Raw genomic sequence first — 25,731 nt, 5'->3', positions numbered from 1 at the left:
CAAACAATGGCCTCTGCAAAAAAAATTGGCCTTCTGGCCTGCACCGGTGTTGTAGCCGGTAATATGATGGGGAGTGGTGTTGCTTTACTTCCCTCAACCCTCGCCTCTATTGGCGGCATCGCTATCTGGGGGTGGGTAATATCACTTCTGGGTGCTATGTCGCTTGCCTATGTGTATGCACGTTTGGCAACAAAAAACCCGCAACAGGGCGGCCCTATTGCCTACGCCGGAGAATTATCTCCAGCCTTTGGTTTCCAGACTGGCGTTCTTTATTACCATGCCAACTGGATAGGTAATTTAGCCATCGGCATTACCGCTATCTCTTATTTATCAACTTTCTTTCCGGTATTGCATAATCCGGTTCCGGCAGGCATTGCCTGTATTGCCGCCGTCTGGCTATTTACTTTTGTTAATATGCTGGGCGGAAGCTGGGTAAGCCGTTTAACCACCATTGGTTTGTTTATGGTGTTGATTCCGGTGGTGCTCACGGCGGTAGTGGGATGGCACTGGTTTGATATTGCCACTTATCATGCCAACTGGAATACCTCAAATACCACAGATACACATGCCGTTATTAACAGTATTCTTCTGTGCCTGTGGGCCTTTGTCGGCGTCGAATCCGCTGCCGTTAGCTCCGGTATGGTGAAAAACCCGCAGCGTACCGTGCCGCTGGCAACCATTTTGGGAACCGGTATTGCCGGCATCATCTATATCGCTGCAACCCAGGTCATTTCCGGGATGTATCCGGCCAGTGAAATCGCTGCATCAGGCGCACCTTTTGCCGTCAGCGCTTCAACCATTTTAGGTAGCTGGGCGACGCCGGTGGTATCTGCCTTTACTGCCCTCGCTTGTCTGACCTCGCTCGGTTCCTGGATGATGCTGGTAGGCCAGGCCGGGGTACGCGCCGCCAACGATGGTAACTTCCCGGCGGTGTATGGCGAACTGGATAAAAACGGCGTACCGAAAAAAGGCCTGCTGCTGGCCAGCTGTAAAATGACCGCCCTGATGGTGCTTATTACCCTGTTAAGTTCCGGCGGCAGCAGCGCTGCAGACCTGTTCGCTCAGCTCACCGGCATCGCCGTACTGTTGACCATGCTGCCTTACTTCTACTCCTGCGTTGACTTGATTCGTTTTGAAGGGGTGACGCTGCGTAATCTTCTCAGCCTGATCGCCTCAGTGATGGGTTGCCTGTTCTGCTTTATCGCGCTAATGGGCGCTGGCTCATTCGAACTGAGCGGAACCTTTATCGTCAGCCTGATCATTCTGATGTTTTACGCCGGTAAGCTGCACCGCCGCCAGCATGCGCATGACGACAACGCGCACGACCATCTGATCCCGCATTCCTGATATTCAAAATTTGCCCTTCCATTCCTGCTAACCGGCTCGGGAAGGGCATCTTACATCTGGAGATAACTTTATGAACGTTATTGCAATCATGAATCACATGGGTGCCTTCTTTAAAGAAGAACCTATCCGTGAACTCCATCGCGCTCTGGAAGCCATTAATTTTAAACTGGTCTACCCTAACGACCGCGAAGATTTGCTGAAACTGATCGAAAACAATGCCCGCCTGTGTGGCGTCATCTTTGACTGGGATAAATACAGTCTGGATCTGTGCAAAGAGATTAATAAACTCAACGAGCATCTTCCGATTTACGCTTTTGCTAATACCCATTCATCGCTGGATGTCAGCCTTAGCGATCTGCGTATGCAGGTACGTTTCTTTGAATATACGCTTGGTGCTGCGGAAGATATCGCTAACAAAATCAAACAGAGCACCGATGAGTATGTTAATACCATCCTGCCACCGCTGACCCGCGCCCTGTTCAACTATGTGCGCGAAGGAAAATATACCTTCTGTACGCCTGGTCATATGGGCGGTACCGCTTTCCAGAAAAGCCCGGTAGGTAGCCTGTTTTATGATTTCTATGGCGCGAACACCATGAAATCAGATATCTCAATTTCTGTCTCGGAGCTGGGTTCGCTGCTTGACCACACCGGCCCGCATAAAGAAGCTGAAGAGTATATTGCCCGCGTGTTCAACGCTGAGCGCAGCTACATGGTGACCAACGGCACTTCAACCGCGAATAAAATTGTTGGTATGTACTCCGCCCCGGCGGGCAGCACCATTCTGATTGATCGCAACTGCCATAAATCACTGACTCACCTGATGATGATGAGCGATGTAACGCCCATCTATTTCCGCCCAACCCGCAACGCTTACGGTATTCTCGGCGGCATCCCGCAAAGTGAGTTCCAGCATGAGACTATCGCCAAACGTGTTAAAGCGACGCCGAACGCCAGCTGGCCGACACATGCGGTTATTACAAATTCCACATACGATGGATTGCTGTATAACACCGACTACATCAAGAAAACGCTGGATGTAAAATCGATTCATTTTGACTCCGCCTGGGTGCCTTATACCAATTTCCACCCTATTTATACTGGCAAAAGCGGTATGAGCGGCGGTCGGGTAGAAGGGAAAGTGATTTATGAAACGCAGTCTACCCATAAACTGCTGGCAGCATTTTCTCAGGCCTCAATGATTCATGTAAAAGGCGATGTTAATGAGGAGACCTTTAACGAAGCCTATATGATGCATACCACCACTTCGCCGCACTACGGCATCGTGGCCTCTACGGAAACCGCCGCCGCGATGATGCGCGGTAACGCCGGTAAACGTCTGATTGGCGAATCCATTGAGCGCGCACTGCGTTTCCGTAAAGAGATCAAACGCCTGAATGCGGAATCTGAAGGCTGGTTCTATGATGTGTGGCAGCCGGAACATATTGCCGAGGCGGAATGCTGGCCGCTGCGCTCAGACAGCGCATGGCATGGCTTTAAAGATATCGATAACGACCACATGTACCTTGACCCGATCAAAGTTACCATCCTGACGCCGGGTATGGATAAAAATGGTCAGATGAGCGACTTTGGTATTCCAGCCAGCCTTGTAGCGAAATACCTGGACCAGCAGGGGATCGTGGTAGAGAAAACCGGCCCGTATAACCTGCTGTTCCTGTTCAGCATCGGTATCGATAAAACCAAAGCGCTCAGCCTGCTGCGCGCCTTAACCGACTTCAAACGCGCCTTTGACCTCAACCTGCGGGTGAAAAATATCCTGCCTTCCCTGTGGCGGGAAGCGCCAGACTTCTATAAAGATATGCGTATTCAGGAGCTGGCCGCGAATATTCACCAGCTAATCCAGCGCCATAATCTGCCGGATCTGATGTATCGCGCCTTTGAAAATTTGCCGGCGATGGTATTAACGCCTTACCAGGCTTTCCAGAAAGAGCTGCACGGTGAAGTCGAGGAAGTGTATCTGGAAGAGATGGTGGGTCGGGTCAGCGCCAATATGATCCTTCCGTATCCTCCGGGCGTACCGCTGATTATGCCGGGTGAAATGATCACTGATGAAACACTGCCGGTGCTGGAATTCCTGCAGCTGCTGTGTGAAATCGGTTCTCACTATCCCGGCTTTGAAACGGACATTCACGGCGCTTACCGACAGGAAGATGGCCGTTATACGGTAAAAGTATTAAAAGATTAAAATAGAGGACAGAGGGTAACCTCCTTTGGGGAAGCAGCTGCTTCCCCTTTTTTCATCATTCATGCGTAATTACCCGCCTGACGCCCTTTTTAACAGTGCCCGCAATTGTCCAGGCCCGCTTTGACGCTTAGCAATCCGCAAATCGCAGGATGCGCTCGGCCAGTGCCTGCGGCGTCTGCATCGGCATCAGGTGTCCTGCCCCTTCGATAACTTCCAGCTTTCCCTGCGGCAGATGCGTTTGCATCATTTCCCGCTGCGCATCAATGCCAGGTACGTTTCTGTCCTCGCTTCCCAGCACCAGCAGCGCCGGAATATCGATACGACCAATGCGTTCACGCCACTCTTCCCGGCTGCCGGATAGCGGCCAGGCGTGCCAGGCCGCCAGGCTGGCGCTCTGCGCATCGGCAATCGCCACTTCGCGTAGCGGGTCGGGCAGACGCGCGGAACAGGAGCCGTCGACAAATTTCTCCGCTTCCTGACGTGTGCCCTGATAGCTGGCCTGCGCCTCCCGGTCCTCGTCGCTCATCGGCTGCGGTCCCGGCGGCGACGGCGCAACCAGCACCAGTTTCTGCAGATAAGCGGGCCGCCGCGCGGCTAAAGCCAGCGCAACTTTCCCGGTCATGGAATGACCTGCCAGGATCACCTTGTTTAATCCCAGACCACGCAGGGTTTCATCTACCTGGCGCACCATGGAATCCACGTCATAGCCCTTCACCTCCGCCGCATCGCCAAAGCCTGGCGTGTTCAATGCCACACAGCGGTAATGACGATCCAGATAAGGCAGAGTGGGAAACCAGGTTCGGTGCGAGCCGCCCAGATAATGCATCAGCACCAGTGTGGTCTCGCCCTGCCCCTGACTACTGTAAGGAAGCATCATTCCTCCTGACACATTGCCTGATGAATGTCGCCTAAAGCCGCGATCGCTTGTTCGCTGTAACCCGCCTGCCGCAGCGGCTGTAGCACTTCAGAAACGAGATCCGGCACGTAACCGATCAGAACTTCACCGGCAGTATGTAAGGTCACTTTATCCAGCGCAGCAGGCAGCAGCAGCGATTCGGCACGCCCGATGCTAACGCTGATGCCGTTTGCCTCAACCGTTAAAGGGTCTCCCAGATTGGAAAGAATACGCGCACTGTTAAAGCTGAAGCTTTGCGACTGGCTGAACCGCCAGCGCTCCAGCGCAAAATAGGGACCGGCACAGCAGAAAAGCCGCGTCAGATGCTGCGTTTGCAACGCCAGCCCGGCCTGCGGCTGACAACGCAGCTCTGGACGCAGCTCCTGCAGCAGCGCATCGATATTTTTCTCCCACTCCTGCTGACTCAGGCGTGAGCCATCTTCCATCCGCCACGGCATAGCGTGCTGCTGGATATCCGATGTCTGTTCGATTTCATAGATCAATGTGTCAGGGCCAAAACTGTGTAACATGCCGCCAGGCACGTAAAAGTTATCGCCCGTTTTTACCGGCACCCGATACATTACCGCATCGTAATCTTCCGCCAGCAAAGCGGCCTTTAGACGCGCATTGTCAATGCCTTCGCGCACGCCCAACAGACAGGTGGCATCCGGTGCCGCCCAGAGGATATGCCAGGCTTCGGTTTTGCCGTTTGGCTGCTGTTCCAGGCGCTGCGCCAGTTCGTCATTGGCGTGTAAGTGAACCGGCAGCATGCCGGTTCCGTCAATAAACTTGCTCAGCAGCGGGAAATGCGGGCCACGCCAGCCCGGAGCAACCATCTCATCAGGATAACGCAGGGTCAGTTCGCGCAGGCTGCTGCCTGCCAGCTCGCCATTGGTTACCGAGGCGATCATGCCGTCTACGTCACTGATTTCCCAGGTTTCGGCAATCCGCGTATCGGGCAGATCCGCTTTTCCCAACTGTTGCCTGATGCGCTGACCGCCGAAGATATGCGTGGCTAACGGCGTCGTCAGCTTTAAAGGATAAGCCTTCATTGCTCCCCCTTGCGCAAAGTTAGATAACCGCGACGCCGCCGGTAACGGCGATGGTTGCGCCGGAGATGTAGCTTGCTTCATCGCTGGCCAGCATCACGTAAGTCGAAGCCAGTTCAGCAGGCTGTCCCATACGCTGCAACGGCACTTCTCCACCGAAGCTTTCTACCTGTTCAGGCGGCATGGTGGCAGGGATCAGCGGCGTCCAGACAGGGCCAGGCGCAACAGCATTGGCACGAATGCCTTTATCAGCCAGCAGCGCCGCCAGGCTGCCGGAGAAGTTAACGATTGCCGCTTTGGTGGCAGAATAGGCAAGCAGTTTCGGCTTCGGCTGATCGGCGTTCACTGACGCCGTATTGATAATCGACCCGCCGGATGGCATATGCGGTACTGCCGCCTTGCAGATGTAGAACATCGCATAGAGATTGGTTTTCATGGTGCGGTCGAATTCTTCGTCGTCGATCTCATCCAGCGCATTGCGCGTCATCTGATAAGCCGCATTATTCACCACGATATCAATTTTGCCGAACGCTTGCGCCGTCTGCGCCACAATGCTGCGGCAGTGATCGGCCTGGGTGATATCGCCTGCAATCAGCAGTGCTTTCTGTCCCGCTTCCTCAACCAGTTTCGCCGTATCTTTGGCATCTTCGTGTTCATCCAGATAGGAGATCACCACATCTGCCCCTTCGCGGGCATAGGCGATGGCAACAGCGCGACCGATGCCGGAATCACCGCCGGTAATAAGCGCAGTTTTACCTTTCAGACGGCCAGAACCCTGATAGCGGGTTTCACCATGGTCCGGCTTTGGCTGCATCTCCAGAAAGCTGCCAGGCCAGTTTTGCTGTTGTGCCTGTTGCGGATGTTGTGGACGGTTTGTCATACGTTTTTTCCTCTTATAAAAAGCAAAGTCGCCTGATAAAAACAGGCCTTTTGCCTGTGGAAAAGGGCGCTGAATCGTTACCGGTAACCAGCACTAAGTGTAGCAGCGTCACACAAAGCGCAAATGCGGTTACGTAACGTAACAGTTTGAAGAGAAAACTATTTTTAAACGCAATAAGAGGCTACGCGGCAAGATAAGCCAGGGAAAAACATAGCGGAGAACAGCAAAAAGCCCGCTGAGCCGCACTGCGCGCCTCTACCGCAACCGTCTATACTGTGGGTTACGTTGCAAAACCCTTATGGAGGCATCATGGAAAGTGAAAGCGAGGTTTACACCCGTCCCGAACCAATTGTGGAATTACCCGAAGCAGTGTTTAACCGGCTGCGCGGCGAAATCAAGCCGCAGGCGGTGAACGAGGCTGTTCGTCTCTCTACCGTTGATGCCGATGGCTGGCCGCATGCCGCTCAGCTTAGCCTGGGCGAAGTGTTCGCCATTGATCGTCAGACATTACGTGTTGCCCTGTGGCCCGATTCTCACACCACCGAAAATCTGCGGCGCGATGGACGTCTTTCGGTGGCGCTTGCCTATGACAAAGGCATTATTGAGATGCGTGGGCGCGCGATTCAGATTGCCGAAAACGAGACCGATCTGAACCTCGCAGTATTTGAGATCGATATCGGCAATATCATGGTGCATCGCTCTGACTACGCTGAAGTCGCGACCGGCGTTACCTTTAAAATTCATGATGCGGAAAAAACGGCAGCACGCTGGCAGGCGCAACGCCATATGCTGTCATCGCTGGAGTAAACGGCACGCTTTCTTCGCCTATAAAAAAGCCCTGCAACGCAGGGTTTTTTACTGGCATCAATAGTCCGACTTAAGCGGGCATTTATAACGCATTATCGCTGCACGCGCGCTCTGGCCGTCGCCTTGCTGCGCTATCTCTTACTCAATATCCGTTTTGAGTCAGCCACCGGTCGATATTTTTGCAGCCATTTGCCGCTGATCAAGCGTCGCCAGAAGAAGATGCCGCGCACCAGCCAGTCAAGGAACATCCCCAGCCAGACGCCCACAACCCCCATTCCCAACACAATCCCCAACAGATAACCGGCGACCACGCGCGCGCCCCACATGCTGAGCATAGAGACATACATGGTGTAACGCGCATCGCGTGCGCCTTTCAGCCCGGCCGGTAATACCCATGAAGCGGCCCAAATCGGCATACAGGCGGCATTCAGCCAGACCAGATGTTTCACAACTTCAATAACATCCGCATCGCTGGTATAAAAACGCGCCAGCAGTCCGGCAAAAGGCACGGAAAGGAAGGCCAGCACGCACAAGCCAAAGGTCGCCAGCCAGAAAATATATTTTAGCTGGCGCGTGGCCTGACCAATCTGATTTTTACCCAGCCGCGTTCCCACAATAATGGTCGATGCGGACCCGAGCGCGTTACCCGGCAGGTTAATCAACGAAGCAATAGAAAAGGCGATAAAGTTACCGGCAATTTCGCTGGTGCCCATTCCGGCCACGAACACCTGCGTCAATAGCTTACCGCCGTTAAACAGCACGGATTCAATACTGGCGGGGACGCCAATGCCTAATACCTCCATCAGGATCTTGCTGTTCCAGCGGCTAAAATAGCTACGCAGCGGAATGCGTAACGCCGGGGTAAAGCCCACCATCAGCACCACAATGATACCAATTGCGCCGATATAGCGCGTGATGGTCAGCCCCAGTCCCGCGCCGATAAAACCCAGCCCTTCCCATGAGAAGCAGCCATAAATCAGCACGCCACTGATAACGATATTAAGGATATTCATCCCGCCGTTGATCAACATCGGGATTTTGGTATTGCCCGCTCCGCGCAGCGCGCCGCTGCCGATGAGCGTGATGGCCGCAGCCGGGTAGCTCCATGCCGACATTTGCAGATAGCTCAGCGCCAGCGCTTTTACCTCCGGCGAGGCGCGGCCTGCGATGCCATCAATAATCACGTGACCATAGAATTCGATCACGCCTACCAGCAGCAGAGACAACACCGTCATCAGCGCCAGCGACTGCCGGGTCGCCGCCCGGGCACGCTCCCCGTCACGCTTGCCGAGGCTGAACGCCACCACTACCGTTGTCCCTAAATCCACTGCCGCAAAAAAGGAGATCACCACCATATTGAAGCTGTCGGCCAGCCCAACGCCCGCCATCGCCTCTTTGCCCAGCCAGCTGACAAGGAAGGTGCTCAGCACGCCCATCAGCAGTACGCAGAGATTTTCGATAAAAATGGGCACCGCCAGCGGCGTGATTTCACGCCAGAACAGCACCCGATAAGAACGCCGTTTGGGATACCACGCCGTGCCTTCAATGGCGCGTCGCAGTTTGACGAGTAAAGTTTGCAAGATCGACCCGATGACTTTAATGGAGGTGAGAATAATGATGATGGGCAATGGTTAGCAATTATGCAAAATCTTTCCGTTACGGTTTAACGCTTTATTACAACTTCAGTTTTCACCGCTGCCCCGCTCAGCGCGCTTTCATCCTGCCGGGATCATACGCCAAATTTTGCCAGCAGCCAGCGCCCTGATCGCCGGAAAAAGCATCAACTACGGCCATTTTTGCTGGTTATTACAGCAAACTGATTATGCTTTCCGCAAACAGTACCGCAGGGTGAAAAAAGGGTTTTGACATCATGGGGAAAATCAGTAATATGCGCCCCGTTCACACGATTCCTCTGTAGTTCAGTCGGTAGAACGGCGGACTGTTAATCCGTATGTCACTGGTTCGAGTCCAGTCAGAGGAGCCAAATTCAGAAAAGCCTGCTTTCGAGCGGGCTTTTTGCTTTTCAGTCTCTTGCCACACCTCTGCAACACTGCTTCTGACCGCCGATCGTTATCAAAGATAAAAACGTTAAAACCGGCTTCGCAGGTAAAAAGCTAACCTGAAGTTGCTTATCGGCATGTATTTGAAGCGCAACAGCCAACGGCAGCAAACAGATATTTCCCCAAATTGATAATAAACCTCAGGTATAAAAAGTTCTCGCTTTAGTAATAATTTTCATTATCATTTCACTTTAGCTTTAATAACTGAAAATACAGCAATAATTTTTATGAAGGGTAGCGTGAAATGAAGAGAGTCATCTGCGCAGCAGGATTAATGTTTGCCTCGGTCAGTTCTGTATTTGCAACCACTTACCCTCAGACAATTGAAAATTGCGGTTATAAAGAAACCTTTAACGCCGCGCCTGAACGCGTTGTGGCATTAGGGCAAAACACCGCTGAGATTTTACTGCTGCTGGGCCTGCAAGACAGGATGGTGGCAAGTGCCTTCTGGCCTTCGAAAGTCCTGCCGGAATTAGCAGAAAAAAACAGCAACGTTAAAACGTTAACCGTTGAAATCCCTACTCTGGAATCTGTTCTTGCGCAAAACCCTGACTTTGTCGCGGCGCAGCTTCCCCTGTTAATGGGACCAGAAAGCAAAGTAGCCAGGCGCGAAGATCTCGCCACTATCGGCGTAAACAGCTATATGTCGCCGGGCATGTGCGCCACGAAAAAAGCCATCGGTGATATGTACGGCAGCCGCCAGCAGCTGTGGGATATGAGCTATCTCTATCAGGAGATAGAAGATTTTGCGAAAATTTTTAACGTTGAGGCGCGTGGTCAGGCCCTAATTGCCGATTTCAAAAAACGTGAAATAGATTTACGTCAGGAATTCAGTAAAAGTAAAAAAGACCTCTCGTTTGTGTTCTGGTTTTCCAGTTCATCCCCTTCAGCTGACGCTTACGTGGGCGGTAAAAACAGCGCCTCGGGATTTATCGCTAATGTGTTGGGCGGTCATAATGCGATCAACGCTGAAGCAGAGTGGCCCACCGTTGGCTGGGAAAGCATCATTGCCGCTAACCCGGATGTGATTGTGGTTTCTACTCTCGATCGCAACCGCTGGGCGCTCGATAACGCAGAAGAAAAAATTAAATTCCTGAAAAGCGATCCCACCGTCAGCCAGCTTGAGGCCGTGAAAAAAGGTCATATCGTCATTATGGATGGTCAGGCGATGAATCCCACCATCCGCACGCTGTATGGCGCTGAACAAATTGGCGAACAGCTCAGAAAGATGGATATTCAGTAATGGCCGATGTTGTGCAACAAGCTCGGCGGGGGATGTTTCTCTCCCTGTCGTGTCTACTCTCCGTGGTGCTGTTGATTGTGGTGATTGCGCTGGGTGTTAGCGTTGGCGAACTGGCCATTCCGCTTGAGAGCGTATTATATGCGCTGGGTAATAAAGCCGGATTAACCCATGTGCCGCTGAATCGTATCCACGAAAGCGTTATTTGGGACTTTCGCCTGAGCCGGGCGCTGGTTGCCGCCTGCTGCGGCGCGGGACTGGCTATCTGTGGCGCTGTACTGCAAAGCCTGCTGAAAAATGCTCTTGCCGAGCCTTATGTACTGGGCGTTTCAGCGGGCGCATCAACCGGTGCGGTCTCCGTCGTAGTGTTGGGTATCGGCTCCGGTGCCGTCACGCTTTCAGCTGGCGCGTTTGCTGGCGCATTCGCCGCCTTTGCTTTTGTCGCCTTTTTGACCAACGGCGCACGCGGCGGTAACGAACGAACCATTCTCGCAGGCGTAGCCGCGTCGCAGCTTTTTAACGCCATTACCGCCTATACCATCAGCACCTCCGCCAGCGCTCAGCAGGCGCGCGACGTGATGTTCTGGCTGCTCGGCAGTTTCAGCGGTGTAAGGTGGCCTGAGTTCCAGCTGGCGCTGTGTGTAGTTCTGGTAGGCCTGGCTATCTGTCTCTACTACTCGCGCGCGCTCGATGCCTTTACCTTTGGTGACGATGCCGCGCTTTCGCTTGGCATTCCTGTTGCCTGGGTACGGCTCACTCTGTTTACCACCACCGCGCTGATCACCGCCACCATAGTCAGCATGGCCGGATCTATTGGTTTTGTCGGGCTGGTGGTTCCGCATGTTATGCGTTTCTTTTTTGGCCCGTTACATCGAACCCTGTTGATCGCCAGCGCGCTGGCGGGCGCCATCCTGATGGTGCTGGCGGATATCGCCTCGCGAATGCTGATCGCGCCGCAAAGTCTGCCTGTGGGAGTGGTGACAGCACTGGTCGGCGTGCCGTTCTTTGCCATTATTATTTATCGTTCAAGGAACAAGTAATGAGCATCTCTGCTGAAAATGTCACCTGGAAGGTGGGCAAGAAGGTTATCGTAGACGATGTTTCGCTCACGGTCTCTTCAGGCGAAACCGTGGGGCTGCTTGGTCCCAATGGCTCAGGTAAGTCTTCCCTGTTGCGCCTTCTTGCCGGCATTCGTCGCCCGCATTCCGGCACGGTGATGCTGGATGGTAAAAACATCCGTCATATCGCTAAAAAACAGCTGGCTCGCCGTATCGCCTTTGTTGAACAGCATGGCGCCACAGAAGCAAACATGCGCGTGCGGGACGTGGTTAAACTGGGCCGCATTCCGCATCACTCCCCTTTTTCCAGCTGGAACCCGCGCGATGATGAGATCGTGACTGAAGCGCTGCAAAAAGTGGATATGCTGAAATATAGCGATCGGGGATGGCAGAGTCTGTCCGGCGGCGAACGCCAGAGAGTGCATATCGCCAGAGCGCTGGCGCAAACGCCTGGCGAAATCCTGTTGGACGAGCCGACCAACCATCTGGATATTCATCACCAGATACAGTTAATGAAGCTTATCACCGAGCTGGGGGTAACAAGCATCGTTGCTATTCACGATCTTAACCATGCGGCGATGTTTTGCGATGCGCTGATCGTTATGCAAAAAGGCAAGGTGGTCGCCAGAGGGACGCCGCAGCAGGTGCTGACCGAGTCACTGCTGTGGGAGGTGTTTCAGGTGGAAACCAGAATTGAAATCTCTCCCTATCACGGCAAAAAACATATCCACTACATCTCGTAACGTCAGGCTATTTTCATGTTTTTGCCTTTTCAGAGGCCGGTAACGCACGTCTGGCCGCCGGTTTTATTAGGTAGCCAGTTTGTTTTCAATATTGGCTTCTACGCCGTAGTGCCTTTTCTGGCGCTGTTTTTACGTGACGATATGCTGCTTTCCGGCGGCGCGATTGGGCTGGTGCTTGGACTACGCACTTTCTCCCAGCAGGGCATGTTTATCGTAGGCGGTGCGCTGTCAGATCGGTTTGGCGCGCGCGTTGTTATTCTTTGGGGCTGCTTTATCCGCATCGCGGGATATCTGTTACTGGCGTTTGGTCACACCCTGTGGCCGATCGTTCTTGGTGCCTGTCTCACCGGCATTGGCGGGGCGTTATTCTCTCCCTCTATTGAGGCGCTCCTCGCTAAAGCAGGCCAGCAAAGCGAGGCCAGCGGTAAACGCAGCCGCGCCGAATGGTTTGCTCTTTTTGCCGTCTGCGGCGAGCTGGGCGCCGTGCTTGGCCCGGTATTGGGGGCACTGTTTACCGGGCTGGGTTTCCGTTTGGTTGCGTTTGCCGGGGCCGCTATTTTTTTGCTGGCGTTAATCGTTCTTTCTGTTTGTCTGCCGCGCAGCGAGACAAAGCCACCCTCTCAGCAGCGGACGGCCTGGTGGGGCGTACTCCGTCAGCCACGGTTTGTGGTGTTCATTATTGCCTACAGCTCCTGGTTGTTGAGTTACAACCAACTCTATCTGGCGCTGCCGGTGGAAATTCAGCGCGCCGGGGGCAATGAGAAAGATTTGGGGCCGCTGTTTATGCTGGCTTCATTGTTGGTCATCACCTTACAGCTTCCTCTGGCGCGTTTTGCACGGGTTATCGGGCCTGCATGGAGCCTGCCGACAGGCTTTGTTCTGGTGTCAGCCTCTTTTCTGAGCGTGGCGCTTTTTGCGGCGCATGAGCCGTCTGCAGGCTGGTTGCGTTTGTTGCCTGCGGCCTGCTTCGTCACGCTGCTAACCTTTGGGCAGATGTTACTGGTGCCCGCCGCGAAAGATTTTATCCCCCGTTTTGCTGAGGAGACGACGCTCGGTGCCCACTACGGCGCGCTGGCCAGCGCGGGCGGTTGCGCGGTGCTGGCTGGCAACTTTCTTTTTGGCGGCCTGCTGGACCGCGCGCTGACGCCCTCAACAGAAGCGATTACGCCCTGGCTGCTGCTGGCGCTGTTTCCGTTCTGTAGCGCGGGCATATTAATCCTGCTCTGCCGCCAGATGCGCGGGCGTTAACCGCGCGCCCGGCTGCGGCCAACCGCCTCAGCTCGCCAGAAAAAAGCCCGCTCAGGTTCCCCCTGGCGGGCTTGTGGCATTCAGCACCTTACGTCATCAGGCCAACACTTTCAGTTTCGTTATCTGCAGTTCAGCACGACCTTCGATAGTTTCCATCAAACGCAGGAACGGCGCGGCTTCGCTATGCTGTTGCAGATGCGCTTCAGATTCCCAGCGCTCCAGCAGCACAAAGTGCTGCGGATTATCCAGATCCTGGTGCAGCTGATATTGCTGGCAGCCCGGCTCGCCCTGCACGTCGCGCTCCACGGTGCGCAGCGCCTGCTCAACCACTTCCGCTTCGCCTGCTTTTGGGATCACGGTGGCGACAATAGCGATAACTTCACTCATTTTGTTTCTCCCTGGATCGGTTTGATACATAGCGTCAGGTCAGAATAGTCGATATTGCGCCGCGAACGCATAGCGGTTTCTGTCAGAAGGCACGCAGCGCTTAAATTTGGCGAATAACTGCTGCGTTTTTAAGCTTGAAATTCCTGAATCGGCCAATATATAGCGTTCAGGATTGTCTGAAACTTGATTATCGGGAGCCTGGCGAATGAAACCGTGCGATGAAACCCTCTCTCAGCAGCCGCAAAAAATGGTGGCGGCGGCTAATCAGGACTCCGTTCAGGAGTTGCTCGCGCTGCTACAGCAGCAAAATTTGCCGCCGGAAACCGCGCTGGCAAACCTGGCGGTGGCAATGTCTCAACTCATGGCTAACACCGGCTGCCATCAGTTTATTCTTAGTAACCCGCTCTCACAGCTGTTGGTGCTGCTGCAAACCGGCGCGCCTACCCATAGCCATATGATCCATTAAGGCACGTCCGTTGTTGGCGGCAGCGCTGCCTGCCGCTTCCCCTGCTTAGCCTGCCACGCCTCGTTACCTGCTTATAACGTCTACACTTACCCGGTTACCTGATTAAGGGCCGTCATCGTAGCGGTCCGTGCTGCATTTTTTGATAAACGCAATGTGGGCAGTGCTGCCAGGCGCTGCCATCCCCTTATCCTGTTACGGGAGACCGCTATGGCTCAGCAACGAGTAATGCGCCTGCGCATCAACGGAAATGAACACCCTCTGGCGCTTGACGCGCGTGTAACCCTTCTCGATGCTCTGCGTGAACACGCCGAACTGCCGGGAGCAAAAAAAGGCTGCGATCACGGCCAGTGTGGCGCCTGTACCGTACATATCGACGGCGAACGGGTATTAAGCTGTCTGACGCTGGCGGCGCAGGCGGAAGGCCATGAGATCACCACCATCGAAGGGCTGGCTGGAGCGGATGAAACGCTGCATGCGGTGCAGGCAGCCTTTTTACGTCACGATGCCTTCCAGTGCGGCTACTGCACGCCGGGACAGATTATGTCCGCCGTGGCCTGTATTAATGAAGGCCATGCCAACAGCGACGATGAAATCCGCGAATATATGAGCGGCAATATCTGCCGCTGTGGCGCTTATCCCTTTATTGTCGCGGCGGTGCGCGAAGCGGCGCAGCAGCTACAACAGGAGCAAACGGCATGAGAGAGTTTGATTATCTACGCGCCGAAGATATTGCCAGCGCGACGGCCGCCACCAGCGTGCCGGGCAGCCGTCTCCTGGCGGGCGGCACCACCCTGATCGATCTGATGAAATGCGATGTCGAGCAGCCCGATCGCCTGATCGATATTACCTCCCTGGTGGGGATGTCAGCGATTGAGCTGGAAGAAAACGTTATTCGCATCGGCAGCCTGTGCAAAATGAGTCAGGTCGCGCAACACGAAGCATTGCAAAACATTGCGCCCGCCGTGATCCAAAGCCTCACCAGCGCCGCCTCCGCCCAACTGCGCAATATGGCGACCATCGGTGGCAACATCATGCAACGTACGCGCTGCAGCTATTTTCGCGATGCGCACGGCTACCAAAACTGCAATAAACGTCATCCCGGCTCTGGCTGCGCCGCCCGTACCGGTATGAATCGTAATCATGCCGTGTTGGGCAACAGCGAACATTGTGTTGCCGTCTATCCCGGCGATCTGGCGGTGGCGCTAACCGCGTTCGATGCCACACTGCAGCTTCAGGCGGTGGATGGCAGCGAACGCCGCGTCACCGTTGAAGAGTTTTTACTGCTGCCAGGCGATCGTCCCGACCAGGAGCAGGATTTACACGCCGGTGAAATAATTACCGCCGTTGAGATTCCGGTAACCGCCGCGCTGCAGCGTTCACACTATCTGAAAGTACGCGACCGCAGCTCTTATGAGTTCGCTGCCGCCAGCGCCGCCGTCGGGCTGGAACTGGAAGAGGATGGCGTTACGCTGCGCGAGGTACGCATCGCGCTGGGCGGCGTCGCCACCAGGCCCTGGCGGCTTCGTGCGCTGGAACAGGCGTTGCGTGGCAAACCTTTTAACGAGCAGCAATTGCGTGACCTGGCGCCGCTGGCGATGCAGGAGGCCAGCGCGCTGGCGCACAACGGTTATAAAATTACGCTGGCGCCGCGCGTTATCGTACGGGCGTTGCTGAATGCGGGAGGCATAGCATGAGCGAGACCATCAAACGGCATAATCCCGACAGCGCGGCTCACGCACTTCAGGGGCTGGGCGCTCGCCGCGATCGCGCTGACGGCAAGCTGAAAATTCAGGGGCTGGCGCGCTACGCTGTTGATCACCCGGTAGATAATCTGTGTCATGCGGTGGTGGTACAGTCTTCCATTGCCGAAGGGGAAATCAGCCATATCGATAGCGTAAAAGCACGGCAAATGCCGGGCGTGCTGGCGGTTTACACCCATGAAAGCGGGTTGACCATTCATCCTGCTGCCACCTTCGCCAGCGGCGGCGCGGCGGCGCAATCTTTTGTCCCGCTGCAAAGCCCGCGCGTACGCTGGAACGGGCAGCATGTGGCGCTGGTGGTTGCTGAAACGCTGGAACAGGCGAAAGCCGCAGCGGCCAGCATTCACATTGATTACGTTACGCAACCAGCGATTATTCATCCGGATGACCCGCTTGCTCAGCCAAAACCGGTGGAGGATTTAAACGTTGACTGGGGCGACGCCCGGCAGGCAATTCAGCAGGCGAGCGTCTCGATTAGCGGCACCTATACCACGCCGCGCGAATATAATCTGCCGATAGAGCTGCACGGCTGCATCGCTGACTGGCGCGATGGTGAACTGACCTTATGGGAGCCAAGCCAGTGGGTCGGCGGTGCGCGTAGCGTGGTGTCGCAGTGGATGGGGATCGATATTGATAAAGTCCGCGTGCTTTCGCCCTTTACCGGCGGCGGTTTCGGTTCGAAAGGTGGCATTCAGCCTCACTCAGCGCTGGCCTGCGCCGCCTCGCGCGCGCTGGGCCGGCCGGTCAAGCTGGTGCTGACGCGCGGGCAAACCTTCACCGGCTTCGGCGGACGCCCCCGCACTCATCAGCAGCTGACGCTGGCGGCCAACAGTAACGGCAAGCTACAGGCGATTGTACATAAAAGCTGGAACGAAACCGCCCGTGAAGATACGCATCTTGAACCCTGTAACTCGGTTACTGCCCTGATGTACACGGTACCAAATTTTCATTCACGTCATAGCCTGGTGCCGGTCAATACCGTGAATCCCGGCTGGATGCGTGCTCCGGGCGAAAACCCCAGCAGCTGGGCGCTGGAAGTGGCAATGGATGAACTGGCGTATGCGCTGAAACTTGACCCGCTGGAATTACGTCTGCGTAACTATGCGGAAGAAGATCCGCAGGCTAACCTGCCGTGGAGCTCACGTCGGCTGCGTGAAGCCTATTCCGCCGGCGCGCAGGCGTTTGGCTGGTCGCAGCGCCCGCCGGAGCCAGGCACCCTGCGTGAAGGTCGACAGCGTATTGGCTGGGGTATGGCTTCCGGCAGCTATCCGGTGCGGCGTACACCGGGCGAAGCAGGGATCACGCTGCGTCAGGATGGCACGCTGGAAGTGCGCAGCAGCGGTGCCGATATTGGCACCGGCACCTATACCATCCTGGCGCAAACCGCCGCCGACGTGCTGAGCGTGCCGTCAGAACAGATCAGCGTGCTTTTAGGCGACACCAGCCTGCCGCGCGCGCCGGTGGCTGGCGGCTCGCAGTTGGCGAATCTCCTGACCGCCGCAGTATACAAAACCGCACTTAAGCTGCGTGAAGAGCTGATTACGCTGGCGCTCGGCAGCGCTGAATCGCCGCTGTTCGGGGCCAGACGCGAGGATGTGATGCTGGCGGAAGGTCAGCTACGCCTGTTCAGCCAGCCGGGCAGCAGCCTGAGCTTTACCGAGCTGCTGCGCGTCGCCGGAAAGGAAACGCTGGAAGTGCAGGCGGATACCTTTCCTTCTGACGCCACACAGCAAGATCGCGATGCCGCTGACCGCACCTCGTCAAAGATGATCCCGCCCACTTCCGGCGGCTTTTCTGCCCATAGCTGGAGCGCTATTTTTGTCGAAGTGGCGGTTGATGAAGATTTCGGCACTATCCGGGTTCGCCGCATCGTGGGCGCTTTCGACAGTGGTCGCCTGTATAACCCGAAACTGGCGGAAAGCCAGTGGATCGGCGCGATGGTGATGGGGATTGGTCAGGCGCTGCTGGAGGAAGGCTTGCTCGATGACGATAATGGCCGCGTGCTTAACGCCAGCCTGGCGGACTATCTGGTAGCGGTGAACGCCGATATTCCGGATATGGAAGTGATCAACGTCGGCGAACCTGACTATCAGGCCAGCGCGTTGGGCGGCAAAGCGGTCGGCGAACTGGGCATTGTCGGCGTGGCGGCCGCCATCAGCAATGCGGTGTTTCACGCCACCGGCAAACGCATCCGCGATCTGCCGATTACGCTGGAGAAAATGTTAGCGGACTAACGACTCGGGCGGAATGGTTCTAAGCTATAGTGCAATGCAAAGCTGAAAACCTGAGGAGAAAAAATGGCTAACGACCATTTCGCTAATGGACTGAATACGGCGCAGGCGCTGGAGCAACTGGATGCGCTCTATTACCAGGCGGTGAGTGCCCTGCGTGACGCCATTAAAGCCTTTGTTGAAGAGGGCACGCTGCCGGATCCGCAGGCGCGTGCCAACGGGCTGTTTGTTTATCCGGAGCTGCGTATCAGTTGGGACGGCACCTCGCCGCAGAAAAACCGCAGCCGGGCCTGGGGACGCTTCAGCCACGCCGGAAGCTATGCCACCACGATCACTCGCCCGCAGCTGCTGCGTCACTATCTGCGCGAACAGCTGGCGATTATCGAACGTGATTATGAGGTCACGATAGAAGTTGGCCCGTCGCGCCAGGAGATCCCCTTCCCTTACGTGATTGACGGCTCCGACTTTGGGCTGGACCGCACGATGAGCAGCGCGCTGGCGAAACATTTCCCTACCACCGATCTGGCGAATATTGGCGATGAAACGGCAGACGGCATTTTCAACACCACCAGCATTTTCCCCCTGAGCCACTTTGACGCGCTGCGTACCGATTTCTCGCTGGCGCGTCTGCGGCACTATACCGGCACGCCGCCGGAACATTTTCAACCTTTTGTCCTGTTTACCAACTACACGCGCTATGTGGATGAATTTGTACGTTGGGCCTGCGAGCAGATTAAAGATGAGAACAGTCCCTATACGGCACTCTCCTGCGCTGGCGGCGCGCTGATTACTCAGGAAACGGAGAATGCTGAAGCCGCCCTCTCCGACCTGGCGTGGAAAAAGCATCAAATGCCCGCCTGGCACCTGATCTCGCCAAACCAGCGTGGTATTACGCTGGTAAATATTGGCGTGGGGCCATCAAATGCGAAAACCATTTGCGATCATCTTGCGGTATTGCGTCCGCACGCCTGGCTGATGATTGGCCACTGTGGCGGCCTGCGGGAAAGTCAGCAAATTGGCGATTATGTCTTGGCGCATGCCTATCTGCGCGACGATCACGTACTGGATGCGGTGTTGCCGCCGGATATTCCTATTCCCAGCATTGCCGAGGTGCAGCGCGCACTGTATGACGCTACCAAAGAGATCAGTGGAATGCCGGGCGAAGAGGTAAAAATGCGGCTGCGTACCGGTACAGTGGTTACCACCGACGATCGTAACTGGGAGCTGCGCTATTCAGCCTCGGCGCTGCGCTTTAATCTCAGCCGTGCCGTGGCGGTGGATATGGAAAGCGCCACCATCGCCGCGCAGGGCTATCGGTTCCGCGTGCCCTACGGCACCATGCTGTGCGTTTCCGATAAACCGCTGCATGGCGAGATTAAACTGCCCGGTCAGGCTAACCGCTTTTATGAGGGTGCCATTTCCGAGCATCTGCAAATTGGCATCCGGGCGGTGGAGCTGCTGCGCGCCGAGGGCGATAAGCTGCACTCACGCAAGCTACGTACCTTTAACGAGCCGCCTTTCCGCTAAATATGCATAAAAAAGACGCCTGCGGGCGTCTTTTTTAGTATGCCGAAATTATGCCAGCTTGATCATCACCATGCCCACCAGCAGCAGCGACAGACCAACCCAGCCGCGCGGACGCAAACGCTGTTTAAACAGGATCCATCCTGCCGCCAGCGTTGCGATGACGCCAAAGCCGCCCCATAGCGCATAGGCGACCGCCAGATCGATGCCCTTCACCGCCTGCGCCAGAGCGCTGAAAGCGCCCATTACCATCAGCAGTGACAGGAGCCCTGGCAGTGGTTTGCGAAAACCATCCGAGTATTTAAGGAAAATATTCGCAGTGATTTCCAGTACCACCGCCAGCATTAAAAAGGCGATATGCCATCCATTAAGCGGCTGCATGCAACTCTCCTTTTTCATCTTTACGTTTGCCAGCTTTGTCGGTACCACCGTGCAATAACAGGATACCGGCAATCAATACCATCAGGCCAAGCCCCTTTATCAGCGGCAGCGATTCAGCGAACAGGGTGACGCTACAGAGCGTAATCAGCAATACGCCAACGCCTTCCCACAGCGCATAGGCCACGCCAAGCGCAATACGTTTTATCGCCAGTGATAACGCAATATAGGAAAGTGTGATCATGACATACATCATCAGATGTCCCAGCTTGCCGCCGTACAGACTGGCATACTTCATAGAGAGCGTACCCGATACTTCTGCAACAATAGAAACTGCCAAAAAAAACCAATATTTCATCTTTAAACCCTCAAGATGGTAAAAACATAATTACTTACTACTAAAGCGGCCAAAAATGCGCCCTACAGTAAAAATCTGCATAAAAAAACTTTTTATGAAAGTGTTAACCATTCTTCCGGTAAGCAGCCTGGGCCCGAATACCGGCACGCGGAATGCGCGTATGGTCACAGAAGAGTAAACGGGGCTACAGCTCGCTACACCAGTGGGTTTCGCAAGTAACTATCGGCGAGATAAAACCAGTGACGAAGAAGTTTGATGAGAATGTCTTACTACCTTTCAGCATAATTTTTCACTGTGTCAGTAAGTAAAATGACCTGCTTCAGTGCCTCATTAAGTTAATAAATTACAGCTTAGAGTGAAATATAGCACGAAAACGCTATTTGCTGAAATCTCTCATTTATCAGCACGGATTTTCCTGATTTAAATCAAATTCTTTTGGGATTTGCAGGTGGAGTAAAGCGATAAAAATCGCTAATGCGTGGCATACAGGATCATGTCAGAAAGCGGGCGCAGCAAAGCAAGGGCCGCCACCGTAGACGGCCCGGAGAATCAGGCGCTCAGCCAGCCCAGCTTAATCACGAACAGCAGCGAAAGTACAATCAGCGCTGCATTCAACTCATGACGGCGGCCGCTTAACAGCTTCACCAGCGTCCAGGTTATAAAACCAAAGGCGATGCCATTAGCGATGGAATAGGTCAAAGGCATGGTCAGGGCGGTTACGGTGACCGGCGCAGCGGTAGTGATATCTTTCCAGTCGATTTCAGCCAGTCCGGCCGTCATTAATACTGCGATAAAAAGCAACGCAGGCGCGGTCGCGTATGCTGGCACGCTGGAGGCGAGCGGCGAAAAGAACAGGCTGAGAACAAACAGGAAGGCCACAACAATCGCCGTGAGTCCGGTTCGGCCGCCCGCGCTGACGCCTGCGGCGGATTCGATGTAGCTGGTGGTGGTAGAGGTACCCAATAGCGAACCAAACAGCGCGGCGGCGCTGTCGGCAACCAGCGCTTTGCCCATTTTCGGGATATTGCCCTGCTCATCCGCCAGGCCGGCGCGTTTGGTAACGCCAATCAGCGTGCCGGAGTTATCAAATACATCCACAAACAAGAAGGCAAAAATCACGCTGACCAGAGAAATATCCAGCGCGCCTTTGATATCCAGCTGCAAAAAGGTGGGCGCGATAGAGGGCGGTGCGGAGAAGACTCCGGCAAAAGGCGACAGACCAAGCCCTATTGAGATAAAAGTGACCACCAGAATGCCGATCAGCACCGCGCCGGTTACGCGCCGCGCCTCCAGCACCACAATAATAATAAAACCCAGCATCGCCAGCAGCGGGCCAGGTTTGGTTAAATCTCCCAGCCCCACCAGCGTCGCTGGATTGGCAATCACTATGCCCGCACTTTGCAGCGCGATAATGGCCAAAAACAGTCCGATTCCTGCCGCGATACCGGAACGTAGCGGCAGCGGAATGCTGGTAATAATCCATTCACGAATTTTAAAAATTGATAAGGCGAAGAAAATCAGCGCCGACAGAAACACCGCACCCAGCGCGATTTGCCAGGTGTAGCCCATATGCAGTACCACGGTATAGGTGAAAAAAGCGTTCAGCCCCATCCCCGGCGCCAGTGCGATAGGATAGTTAGCAATCAGCCCCATCAGCAGCGAGCCAATTGCTGCCGCCAGACAGGTGGCAACGAAAACCGCGCCCTTATCCATCCCGGCGGCGCTAAGGATCGTAGGGTTAACAAACAAAATGTAGGCCATTGCCAGGAAGGTGGTGATACCGGCCAGCACTTCGGTACGCACCGTGGTGTGGTGTGCTTTTAGTTGAAATAGTTTTTCCAGCATGCTGCTTCTCTCGTAGCGTTAACGTCGTCACTTGCGTGAAGTTTCTCTTGCCAAAATAAAAGGAATAAGAGCATTCCTGATTAGCAAGAGCTATGCCACAGCAGCTACCTCGTGTTTTCAACCACGGCGCTATTCCGGGTTGCTTTTTATGCGCCTCCGCACTGTAAAAGGGCACCATAAAACCGCACCGCACCAGAATAGTGCTAACCGTAACGGTCTGCGCATCAGCGCAGATACTGAATCATCAGTCATTAACAGACAGCAACCTGCGCGCTGCGCGGCAGCACCATGACCATATCGCCACAGGTCAGCATCAAATTAATGCCCTGCCCGTTTAGCGGCCACTCACGCAAAAATGCGATCACCTGTGGCGGCAGCTGCGGCGCGACGGCGCGGCGCTCCTGAATGCCTGGCCCACGCAGGCGCAGCGTCAGGCCGCCGTTAAGTGCCGGAACCTCCAGGATCACCGTGGCACCCGCCGCTGCAATGGCATGCAGGTCAGGGTTGCTATCGCTGTGCAGCAACGCCAGGGCAGCAGACTGGGTATGGCTCAGCGGCGCGCTTCCGGCCTGGTACAGAGCATCGCGCAACTCAGGTGTATCCAGATATTCATCCAGCCACAGCGGAGTATCCGCTTCGCTCAGGGTCATCAACAGCGCCGTTGCCGCAGGTGAGAGACCTGCCCAACGCTGAGCGCAGGGCAGCGTGACGGCTACGCCAGCTTCGTTCATGGCTTTTAAAATTCTGCGCAGCACAGGCTGCGTGGCTACTACAGGGCGGTTTAAGCTCGCCAGTAAACTCATATTCTTCTCCGTTAGGTACAGCATGATGGCTACTTTGCCGCAGCTAAATGACAGACGGGTTACGCGGCGGTGGCAGCATGATGAATTTGTGTTAAGTCTGGCTACCCACCCTGCCACTGATTAACATCATTAATAAAAATATCATTCACTCCTAATGTTAGATCAAAACGTTAGATTTGCCGCTTCGCCAGTATCCATATGGAGCAAAATCTATTTTATCTGTCACAATTAACTATCAGAGAACAGTGGCATGAGTGGAAAAATGTTTAATAAAGATCAACTACCAGACACTTTTCGACGCGAGTTTATTCGTGAAGTGGTTTTGCCATTAGCAGCGGTCTTGTTCATTACCTGGTGCGCAGCCAGCTTCAGCCTGGTATGGACGGCAAAACACAATAACCACGAGGCGCTGGTACAGCAGGAAAATATCGTTAAAACCGCGTTTTCTCAGAGCATGACCGAACATTTACGCCAGTTACACAGCCTGAGCAACTGGCTGCCTCTGGTCCAGTATCTGCAGCAGCCCGGTAAGGATACGCTCTGGCTGGACGATAATATCGGCATCTGGCTATATGAGATGTTTGGGCATCAGGACATCTTTGTTCTTGATCCGCAGGATCAGGCACCGTATGGCTGGCAAAACGGAAAGCGCAGTGAGGCCTCCTACTGGAGCAAATTTGAACCTGCGCTGTCACCCTGGCTGGCACGCCAGCATGAACTGGGCATTCAGGATTTGGTTGACTATGTGAAAATTGGTGAGCGGGCGGCACTGGTAGCCATCAGTAATATTAGTACGGAAGGGAATAACAGTGGCTTCAGGATTATTAGCATTAAATATCTTGACGATGGTTTTCTCAATGCGCTGGCCCAGCGCAGCCTGATTGATGGTTTGCACTATATTGGCGATCGCCCCGCGCCTGCCGATCAGGCACGCTTTCAGCTTACCTCGCGTCTCGGCTTTTCCGCTGGCTATTTTGCCTGGCGACCAGAACAACCGGGCAGTGAGATAGTAAAAATGTTGATGCCGTTGATCGGCGCGTTACTGCTGGTTACCACTGTGGTTTGTATTGTGATGATGTATCGCCTTTGGCGCATGCAGCTGGGTCTGGCTCAGTCGATATTACGTCTGGGCGCCAGCGAAGCCCAGGCGCAGCATCTGGCATTTCATGATGTGCTTACCGGCCTCCCCAACCGCGCGCTGATTGACGATCGGCTGACGCAGGCACTGGCGCGTGCGACGCGTAACCGCAGCCAGGCGGCGCTGCTGCTGCTGGATCTCGACCGCTTTAAAAATATCAACGACACCTATGGCCACCATGCCGGTGACGATTTAATCATTGAGGTTTCACATCGCCTTGCTGCGCTATTGCGCGACAATGATACCGTTGGACGCATAGGCGGCGATGAGTTCGTTATTGTGATGGAGGATATTCAGGATCTCAGCGCAATTGATGTGCTGTGTCAGGAAATTCTCGATGCGCTGGCGAAGCCTTATAAACTGCTGGGCAGTGAAGCCTGGATTGGCGTCAGTATCGGCATCACGGTCGCACCGCAGGACGGGCTGGATCGTCAGGAGCTGATGCGCAAAGCAGATATTGCGCTGTACGAGGCGAAAAACGAGGGGCGTGCGCAGTATCGCCATTTCGCGCGTGCCATGGACGAATCGGTACAAACACGTCAGCAGATTGCAGCCGATCTGCGTCATGCGCTGCAGCAGAAACAGGGGCTGGAGGTCTGGTACCAGCCCTTAATGGACGTGAAGGGCGAACGAATTTTAGGATTTGAAGCCTTGCTGCGCTGGAAGCACGCGCAGCGCGGGTTTATCGCGCCGTCAGAGTTTATTCCTATTGCCGAAGAAACCGGATTAATTTTACAAATCGGCGAATGGGTGCTGCGCGAAGCGTGCCGGGTTTCTCTACGCTGGCCAACGCTGACAATCGCCGTTAATGTCTCGCCGCTGCAGTTTCGCGCCGCCGGGTTTGTACAGCGTGTTAAAGATATCGTGCAGATGGAAGGCGCTAATCCCCGCGCTCTTGAACTGGAGATTACCGAGGGCGTACTGATTGATAATGAGCCAGAGGCTCGCGCCATTATCATTGCCCTGCGTGAGGCCGGCTTCCGCATCGCGCTGGATGATTTCGGCACCGGCTACTCCAGCCTGAACTACTTAAGCAATTTCCCGGTGGATAAAATCAAAATTGACCGCTCCTTTACCCAGTCGCTGGGCGTGGCGGAGAACTCAACGGCGATTATTGAATCTGTCGTCCGACTTGGTCATGCCATGGGCCTGACGGTTACGGCAGAAGGCGTAGAAACAAACGGGCAGATGCTGGCACTGGCTGAGGCGGGCTGCAACCAGCTACAGGGCTATCTGTTTAGCCAGGCTGTGCCGTCTGAACAAATTGCTCTGATGCTGGAAAAGCGTAAAGCAGGATAAATGCCTCAC

At 54.8% G+C, this 25,731-nt stretch carries 22 protein-coding genes and 1 tRNA gene; 14 read left to right on the top strand and 9 right to left on the bottom strand.

Annotated features, from left to right (window positions below; genetic code table 11):
* Nucleotides 1-6: 6 nt before the first annotated feature.
* Both cadB and ACQE3Y_RS03060 read left to right on the top strand, forming a co-directional pair.
* Nucleotides 7-1,347, top strand: coding sequence for a cadaverine/lysine antiporter (gene cadB, locus ACQE3Y_RS03065; protein WP_426980844.1), 1,341 nt, complete (start codon nucleotides 7-9; stop codon nucleotides 1,345-1,347).
* Nucleotides 1,348-1,417: 70 nt separating this feature from the next.
* Nucleotides 1,418-3,553: a lysine decarboxylase CadA gene (locus ACQE3Y_RS03060; protein ID WP_426980843.1), complete on the top strand. Its 2,136-nt coding sequence runs from the start codon at nucleotides 1,418-1,420 to the stop codon at nucleotides 3,551-3,553.
* A 127-nt stretch (nucleotides 3,554-3,680) separates the two neighbouring features.
* Here ACQE3Y_RS03060 and ACQE3Y_RS03055 read toward each other — a convergent pair whose 3' ends face one another.
* From ACQE3Y_RS03055 to ACQE3Y_RS03045, 3 genes are read right to left on the bottom strand one after another with little or no spacing between them, the layout of a single operon-like run.
* Nucleotides 3,681-4,427, bottom strand: coding sequence for an alpha/beta fold hydrolase (locus ACQE3Y_RS03055; RefSeq protein ID WP_426972114.1), 747 nt, complete (start codon nucleotides 4,425-4,427; stop codon nucleotides 3,681-3,683).
* Entirely contained in the window at nucleotides 4,427-5,500 is a 1,074-nt protein-coding gene (locus ACQE3Y_RS03050) for a class I mannose-6-phosphate isomerase (RefSeq protein ID WP_426980842.1), read from the bottom strand. Before ACQE3Y_RS03050 ends, ACQE3Y_RS03055 begins: the two co-directional genes overlap by 1 nt.
* A 19-nt stretch (nucleotides 5,501-5,519) precedes the next feature.
* Nucleotides 5,520-6,377, bottom strand: coding sequence for an SDR family oxidoreductase (locus tag ACQE3Y_RS03045; RefSeq protein ID WP_426972112.1), 858 nt, complete (start codon nucleotides 6,375-6,377; stop codon nucleotides 5,520-5,522).
* Nucleotides 6,378-6,686: 309 nt separating this feature from the next.
* Here ACQE3Y_RS03045 and ACQE3Y_RS03040 point away from each other — a divergent pair, with 309 nt between their 5' ends.
* Nucleotides 6,687-7,184 (top strand): pyridoxamine 5'-phosphate oxidase family protein, encoded by a 498-nt coding sequence (locus tag ACQE3Y_RS03040; protein WP_085071259.1) that lies wholly within the window; start codon nucleotides 6,687-6,689, stop codon nucleotides 7,182-7,184.
* A gap of 131 nt (nucleotides 7,185-7,315) precedes the next feature.
* Here ACQE3Y_RS03040 and ACQE3Y_RS03035 read toward each other — a convergent pair whose 3' ends face one another.
* The gene (locus ACQE3Y_RS03035; RefSeq protein ID WP_250650245.1) at nucleotides 7,316-8,764 is read right to left on the bottom strand and encodes an EmmdR/YeeO family multidrug/toxin efflux MATE transporter; all 1,449 of its coding nucleotides are present in this window, start codon (nucleotides 8,762-8,764) and stop codon (nucleotides 7,316-7,318) included.
* A gap of 328 nt (nucleotides 8,765-9,092) precedes the next feature.
* Between ACQE3Y_RS03035 and ACQE3Y_RS03030 the strand changes: the two genes are divergently transcribed.
* The 5 genes from ACQE3Y_RS03030 (at nucleotide 9,093) to ACQE3Y_RS03010 (ending at nucleotide 13,533) form a co-directional block, all read left to right on the top strand.
* Nucleotides 9,093-9,168, top strand: a tRNA-Asn gene (locus ACQE3Y_RS03030).
* Between the two features lie 320 nt (nucleotides 9,169-9,488).
* Nucleotides 9,489-10,487 (top strand): ABC transporter substrate-binding protein, encoded by a 999-nt coding sequence (locus ACQE3Y_RS03025; RefSeq protein ID WP_426980841.1) that lies wholly within the window; start codon nucleotides 9,489-9,491, stop codon nucleotides 10,485-10,487.
* A gap of 32 nt (nucleotides 10,488-10,519) precedes the next feature.
* A complete protein-coding gene (locus ACQE3Y_RS03020; RefSeq protein WP_426980936.1) occupies nucleotides 10,520-11,524 on the top strand; it encodes a FecCD family ABC transporter permease in 1,005 nt (334 codons plus the stop codon).
* The gene (locus ACQE3Y_RS03015; protein WP_426980840.1) at nucleotides 11,524-12,285 is read left to right on the top strand and encodes an ABC transporter ATP-binding protein; all 762 of its coding nucleotides are present in this window, start codon (nucleotides 11,524-11,526) and stop codon (nucleotides 12,283-12,285) included. Before ACQE3Y_RS03020 ends, ACQE3Y_RS03015 begins: the two co-directional genes overlap by 1 nt.
* Before the next feature lie 15 nt (nucleotides 12,286-12,300).
* The gene (locus ACQE3Y_RS03010) at nucleotides 12,301-13,533 is read left to right on the top strand and encodes an MDR family MFS transporter (RefSeq protein ID WP_426980839.1); all 1,233 of its coding nucleotides are present in this window, start codon (nucleotides 12,301-12,303) and stop codon (nucleotides 13,531-13,533) included.
* A gap of 96 nt (nucleotides 13,534-13,629) precedes the next feature.
* Here ACQE3Y_RS03010 and ACQE3Y_RS03005 read toward each other — a convergent pair whose 3' ends face one another.
* A complete protein-coding gene (locus ACQE3Y_RS03005) occupies nucleotides 13,630-13,920 on the bottom strand; it encodes a putative quinol monooxygenase (protein ID WP_250650258.1) in 291 nt (96 codons plus the stop codon).
* A gap of 205 nt (nucleotides 13,921-14,125) precedes the next feature.
* On the opposite strand from ACQE3Y_RS03005, the gene ACQE3Y_RS03000 reads away from it, so the two are divergent.
* From ACQE3Y_RS03000 to ACQE3Y_RS02980, 5 genes are all read left to right on the top strand, one after another.
* On the top strand, nucleotides 14,126-14,386 hold the full coding sequence (locus tag ACQE3Y_RS03000) for a hypothetical protein (RefSeq protein WP_085071250.1): 261 nt from the start codon (nucleotides 14,126-14,128) through the stop codon (nucleotides 14,384-14,386).
* A 207-nt stretch (nucleotides 14,387-14,593) separates the two neighbouring features.
* Nucleotides 14,594-15,085, top strand: coding sequence for a (2Fe-2S)-binding protein (locus ACQE3Y_RS02995; protein ID WP_426980838.1), 492 nt, complete (start codon nucleotides 14,594-14,596; stop codon nucleotides 15,083-15,085).
* The gene (locus ACQE3Y_RS02990) at nucleotides 15,082-16,080 is read left to right on the top strand and encodes an FAD binding domain-containing protein (protein WP_426980837.1); all 999 of its coding nucleotides are present in this window, start codon (nucleotides 15,082-15,084) and stop codon (nucleotides 16,078-16,080) included. Before ACQE3Y_RS02995 ends, ACQE3Y_RS02990 begins: the two co-directional genes overlap by 4 nt.
* Entirely contained in the window at nucleotides 16,077-18,380 is a 2,304-nt protein-coding gene (locus ACQE3Y_RS02985) for a xanthine dehydrogenase family protein molybdopterin-binding subunit (RefSeq protein ID WP_426980836.1), read from the top strand. The genes ACQE3Y_RS02990 and ACQE3Y_RS02985 overlap by 4 nt, the downstream gene beginning before the upstream one ends.
* A gap of 63 nt (nucleotides 18,381-18,443) precedes the next feature.
* Complete coding sequence (locus ACQE3Y_RS02980; protein ID WP_426980834.1) at nucleotides 18,444-19,904, top strand: AMP nucleosidase; 1,461 nt, start codon at nucleotides 18,444-18,446, stop codon at nucleotides 19,902-19,904.
* A gap of 48 nt (nucleotides 19,905-19,952) precedes the next feature.
* Here the strand turns inward: ACQE3Y_RS02980 and mdtI are convergent, their stop codons facing one another.
* The 4 genes from mdtI to phnH all read right to left on the bottom strand — a co-directional run bounded on the left by mdtI (nucleotide 19,953) and on the right by phnH (nucleotide 23,285).
* Entirely contained in the window at nucleotides 19,953-20,282 is a 330-nt protein-coding gene (gene mdtI / locus ACQE3Y_RS02975) for a multidrug/spermidine efflux SMR transporter subunit MdtI (protein ID WP_426980833.1), read from the bottom strand.
* Nucleotides 20,269-20,637, bottom strand: coding sequence for a multidrug/spermidine efflux SMR transporter subunit MdtJ (gene mdtJ, locus ACQE3Y_RS02970; RefSeq protein WP_250650264.1), 369 nt, complete (start codon nucleotides 20,635-20,637; stop codon nucleotides 20,269-20,271). The genes mdtI and mdtJ overlap by 14 nt, the downstream gene beginning before the upstream one ends.
* A gap of 549 nt (nucleotides 20,638-21,186) precedes the next feature.
* Nucleotides 21,187-22,482 (bottom strand): NCS2 family permease, encoded by a 1,296-nt coding sequence (locus ACQE3Y_RS02965; RefSeq protein WP_426972100.1) that lies wholly within the window; start codon nucleotides 22,480-22,482, stop codon nucleotides 21,187-21,189.
* Nucleotides 22,483-22,733: 251 nt separating this feature from the next.
* Nucleotides 22,734-23,285, bottom strand: a complete 552-nt coding sequence (phnH, locus tag ACQE3Y_RS02960; protein WP_426972099.1) for a phosphonate C-P lyase system protein PhnH — start codon at nucleotides 23,283-23,285, stop codon at nucleotides 22,734-22,736.
* Between the two features lie 262 nt (nucleotides 23,286-23,547).
* Between phnH and ACQE3Y_RS02955 the strand changes: the two genes are divergently transcribed.
* Nucleotides 23,548-25,722: a bifunctional diguanylate cyclase/phosphodiesterase gene (locus ACQE3Y_RS02955; protein WP_426980832.1), complete on the top strand. Its 2,175-nt coding sequence runs from the start codon at nucleotides 23,548-23,550 to the stop codon at nucleotides 25,720-25,722.
* Nucleotides 25,723-25,731: the final 9 nt, after the last annotated feature.

The sequence above is a fragment of the Pantoea sp. FN0305 genome, assembly GCF_050113845.1.
GTDB lineage: Bacteria > Pseudomonadota > Gammaproteobacteria > Enterobacterales > Enterobacteriaceae > Mixta > Mixta alhagi.
The sequence above is the reverse complement of the archived record's forward strand: the minus strand, read 5'-3'. Positions and strand labels throughout refer to the sequence as shown.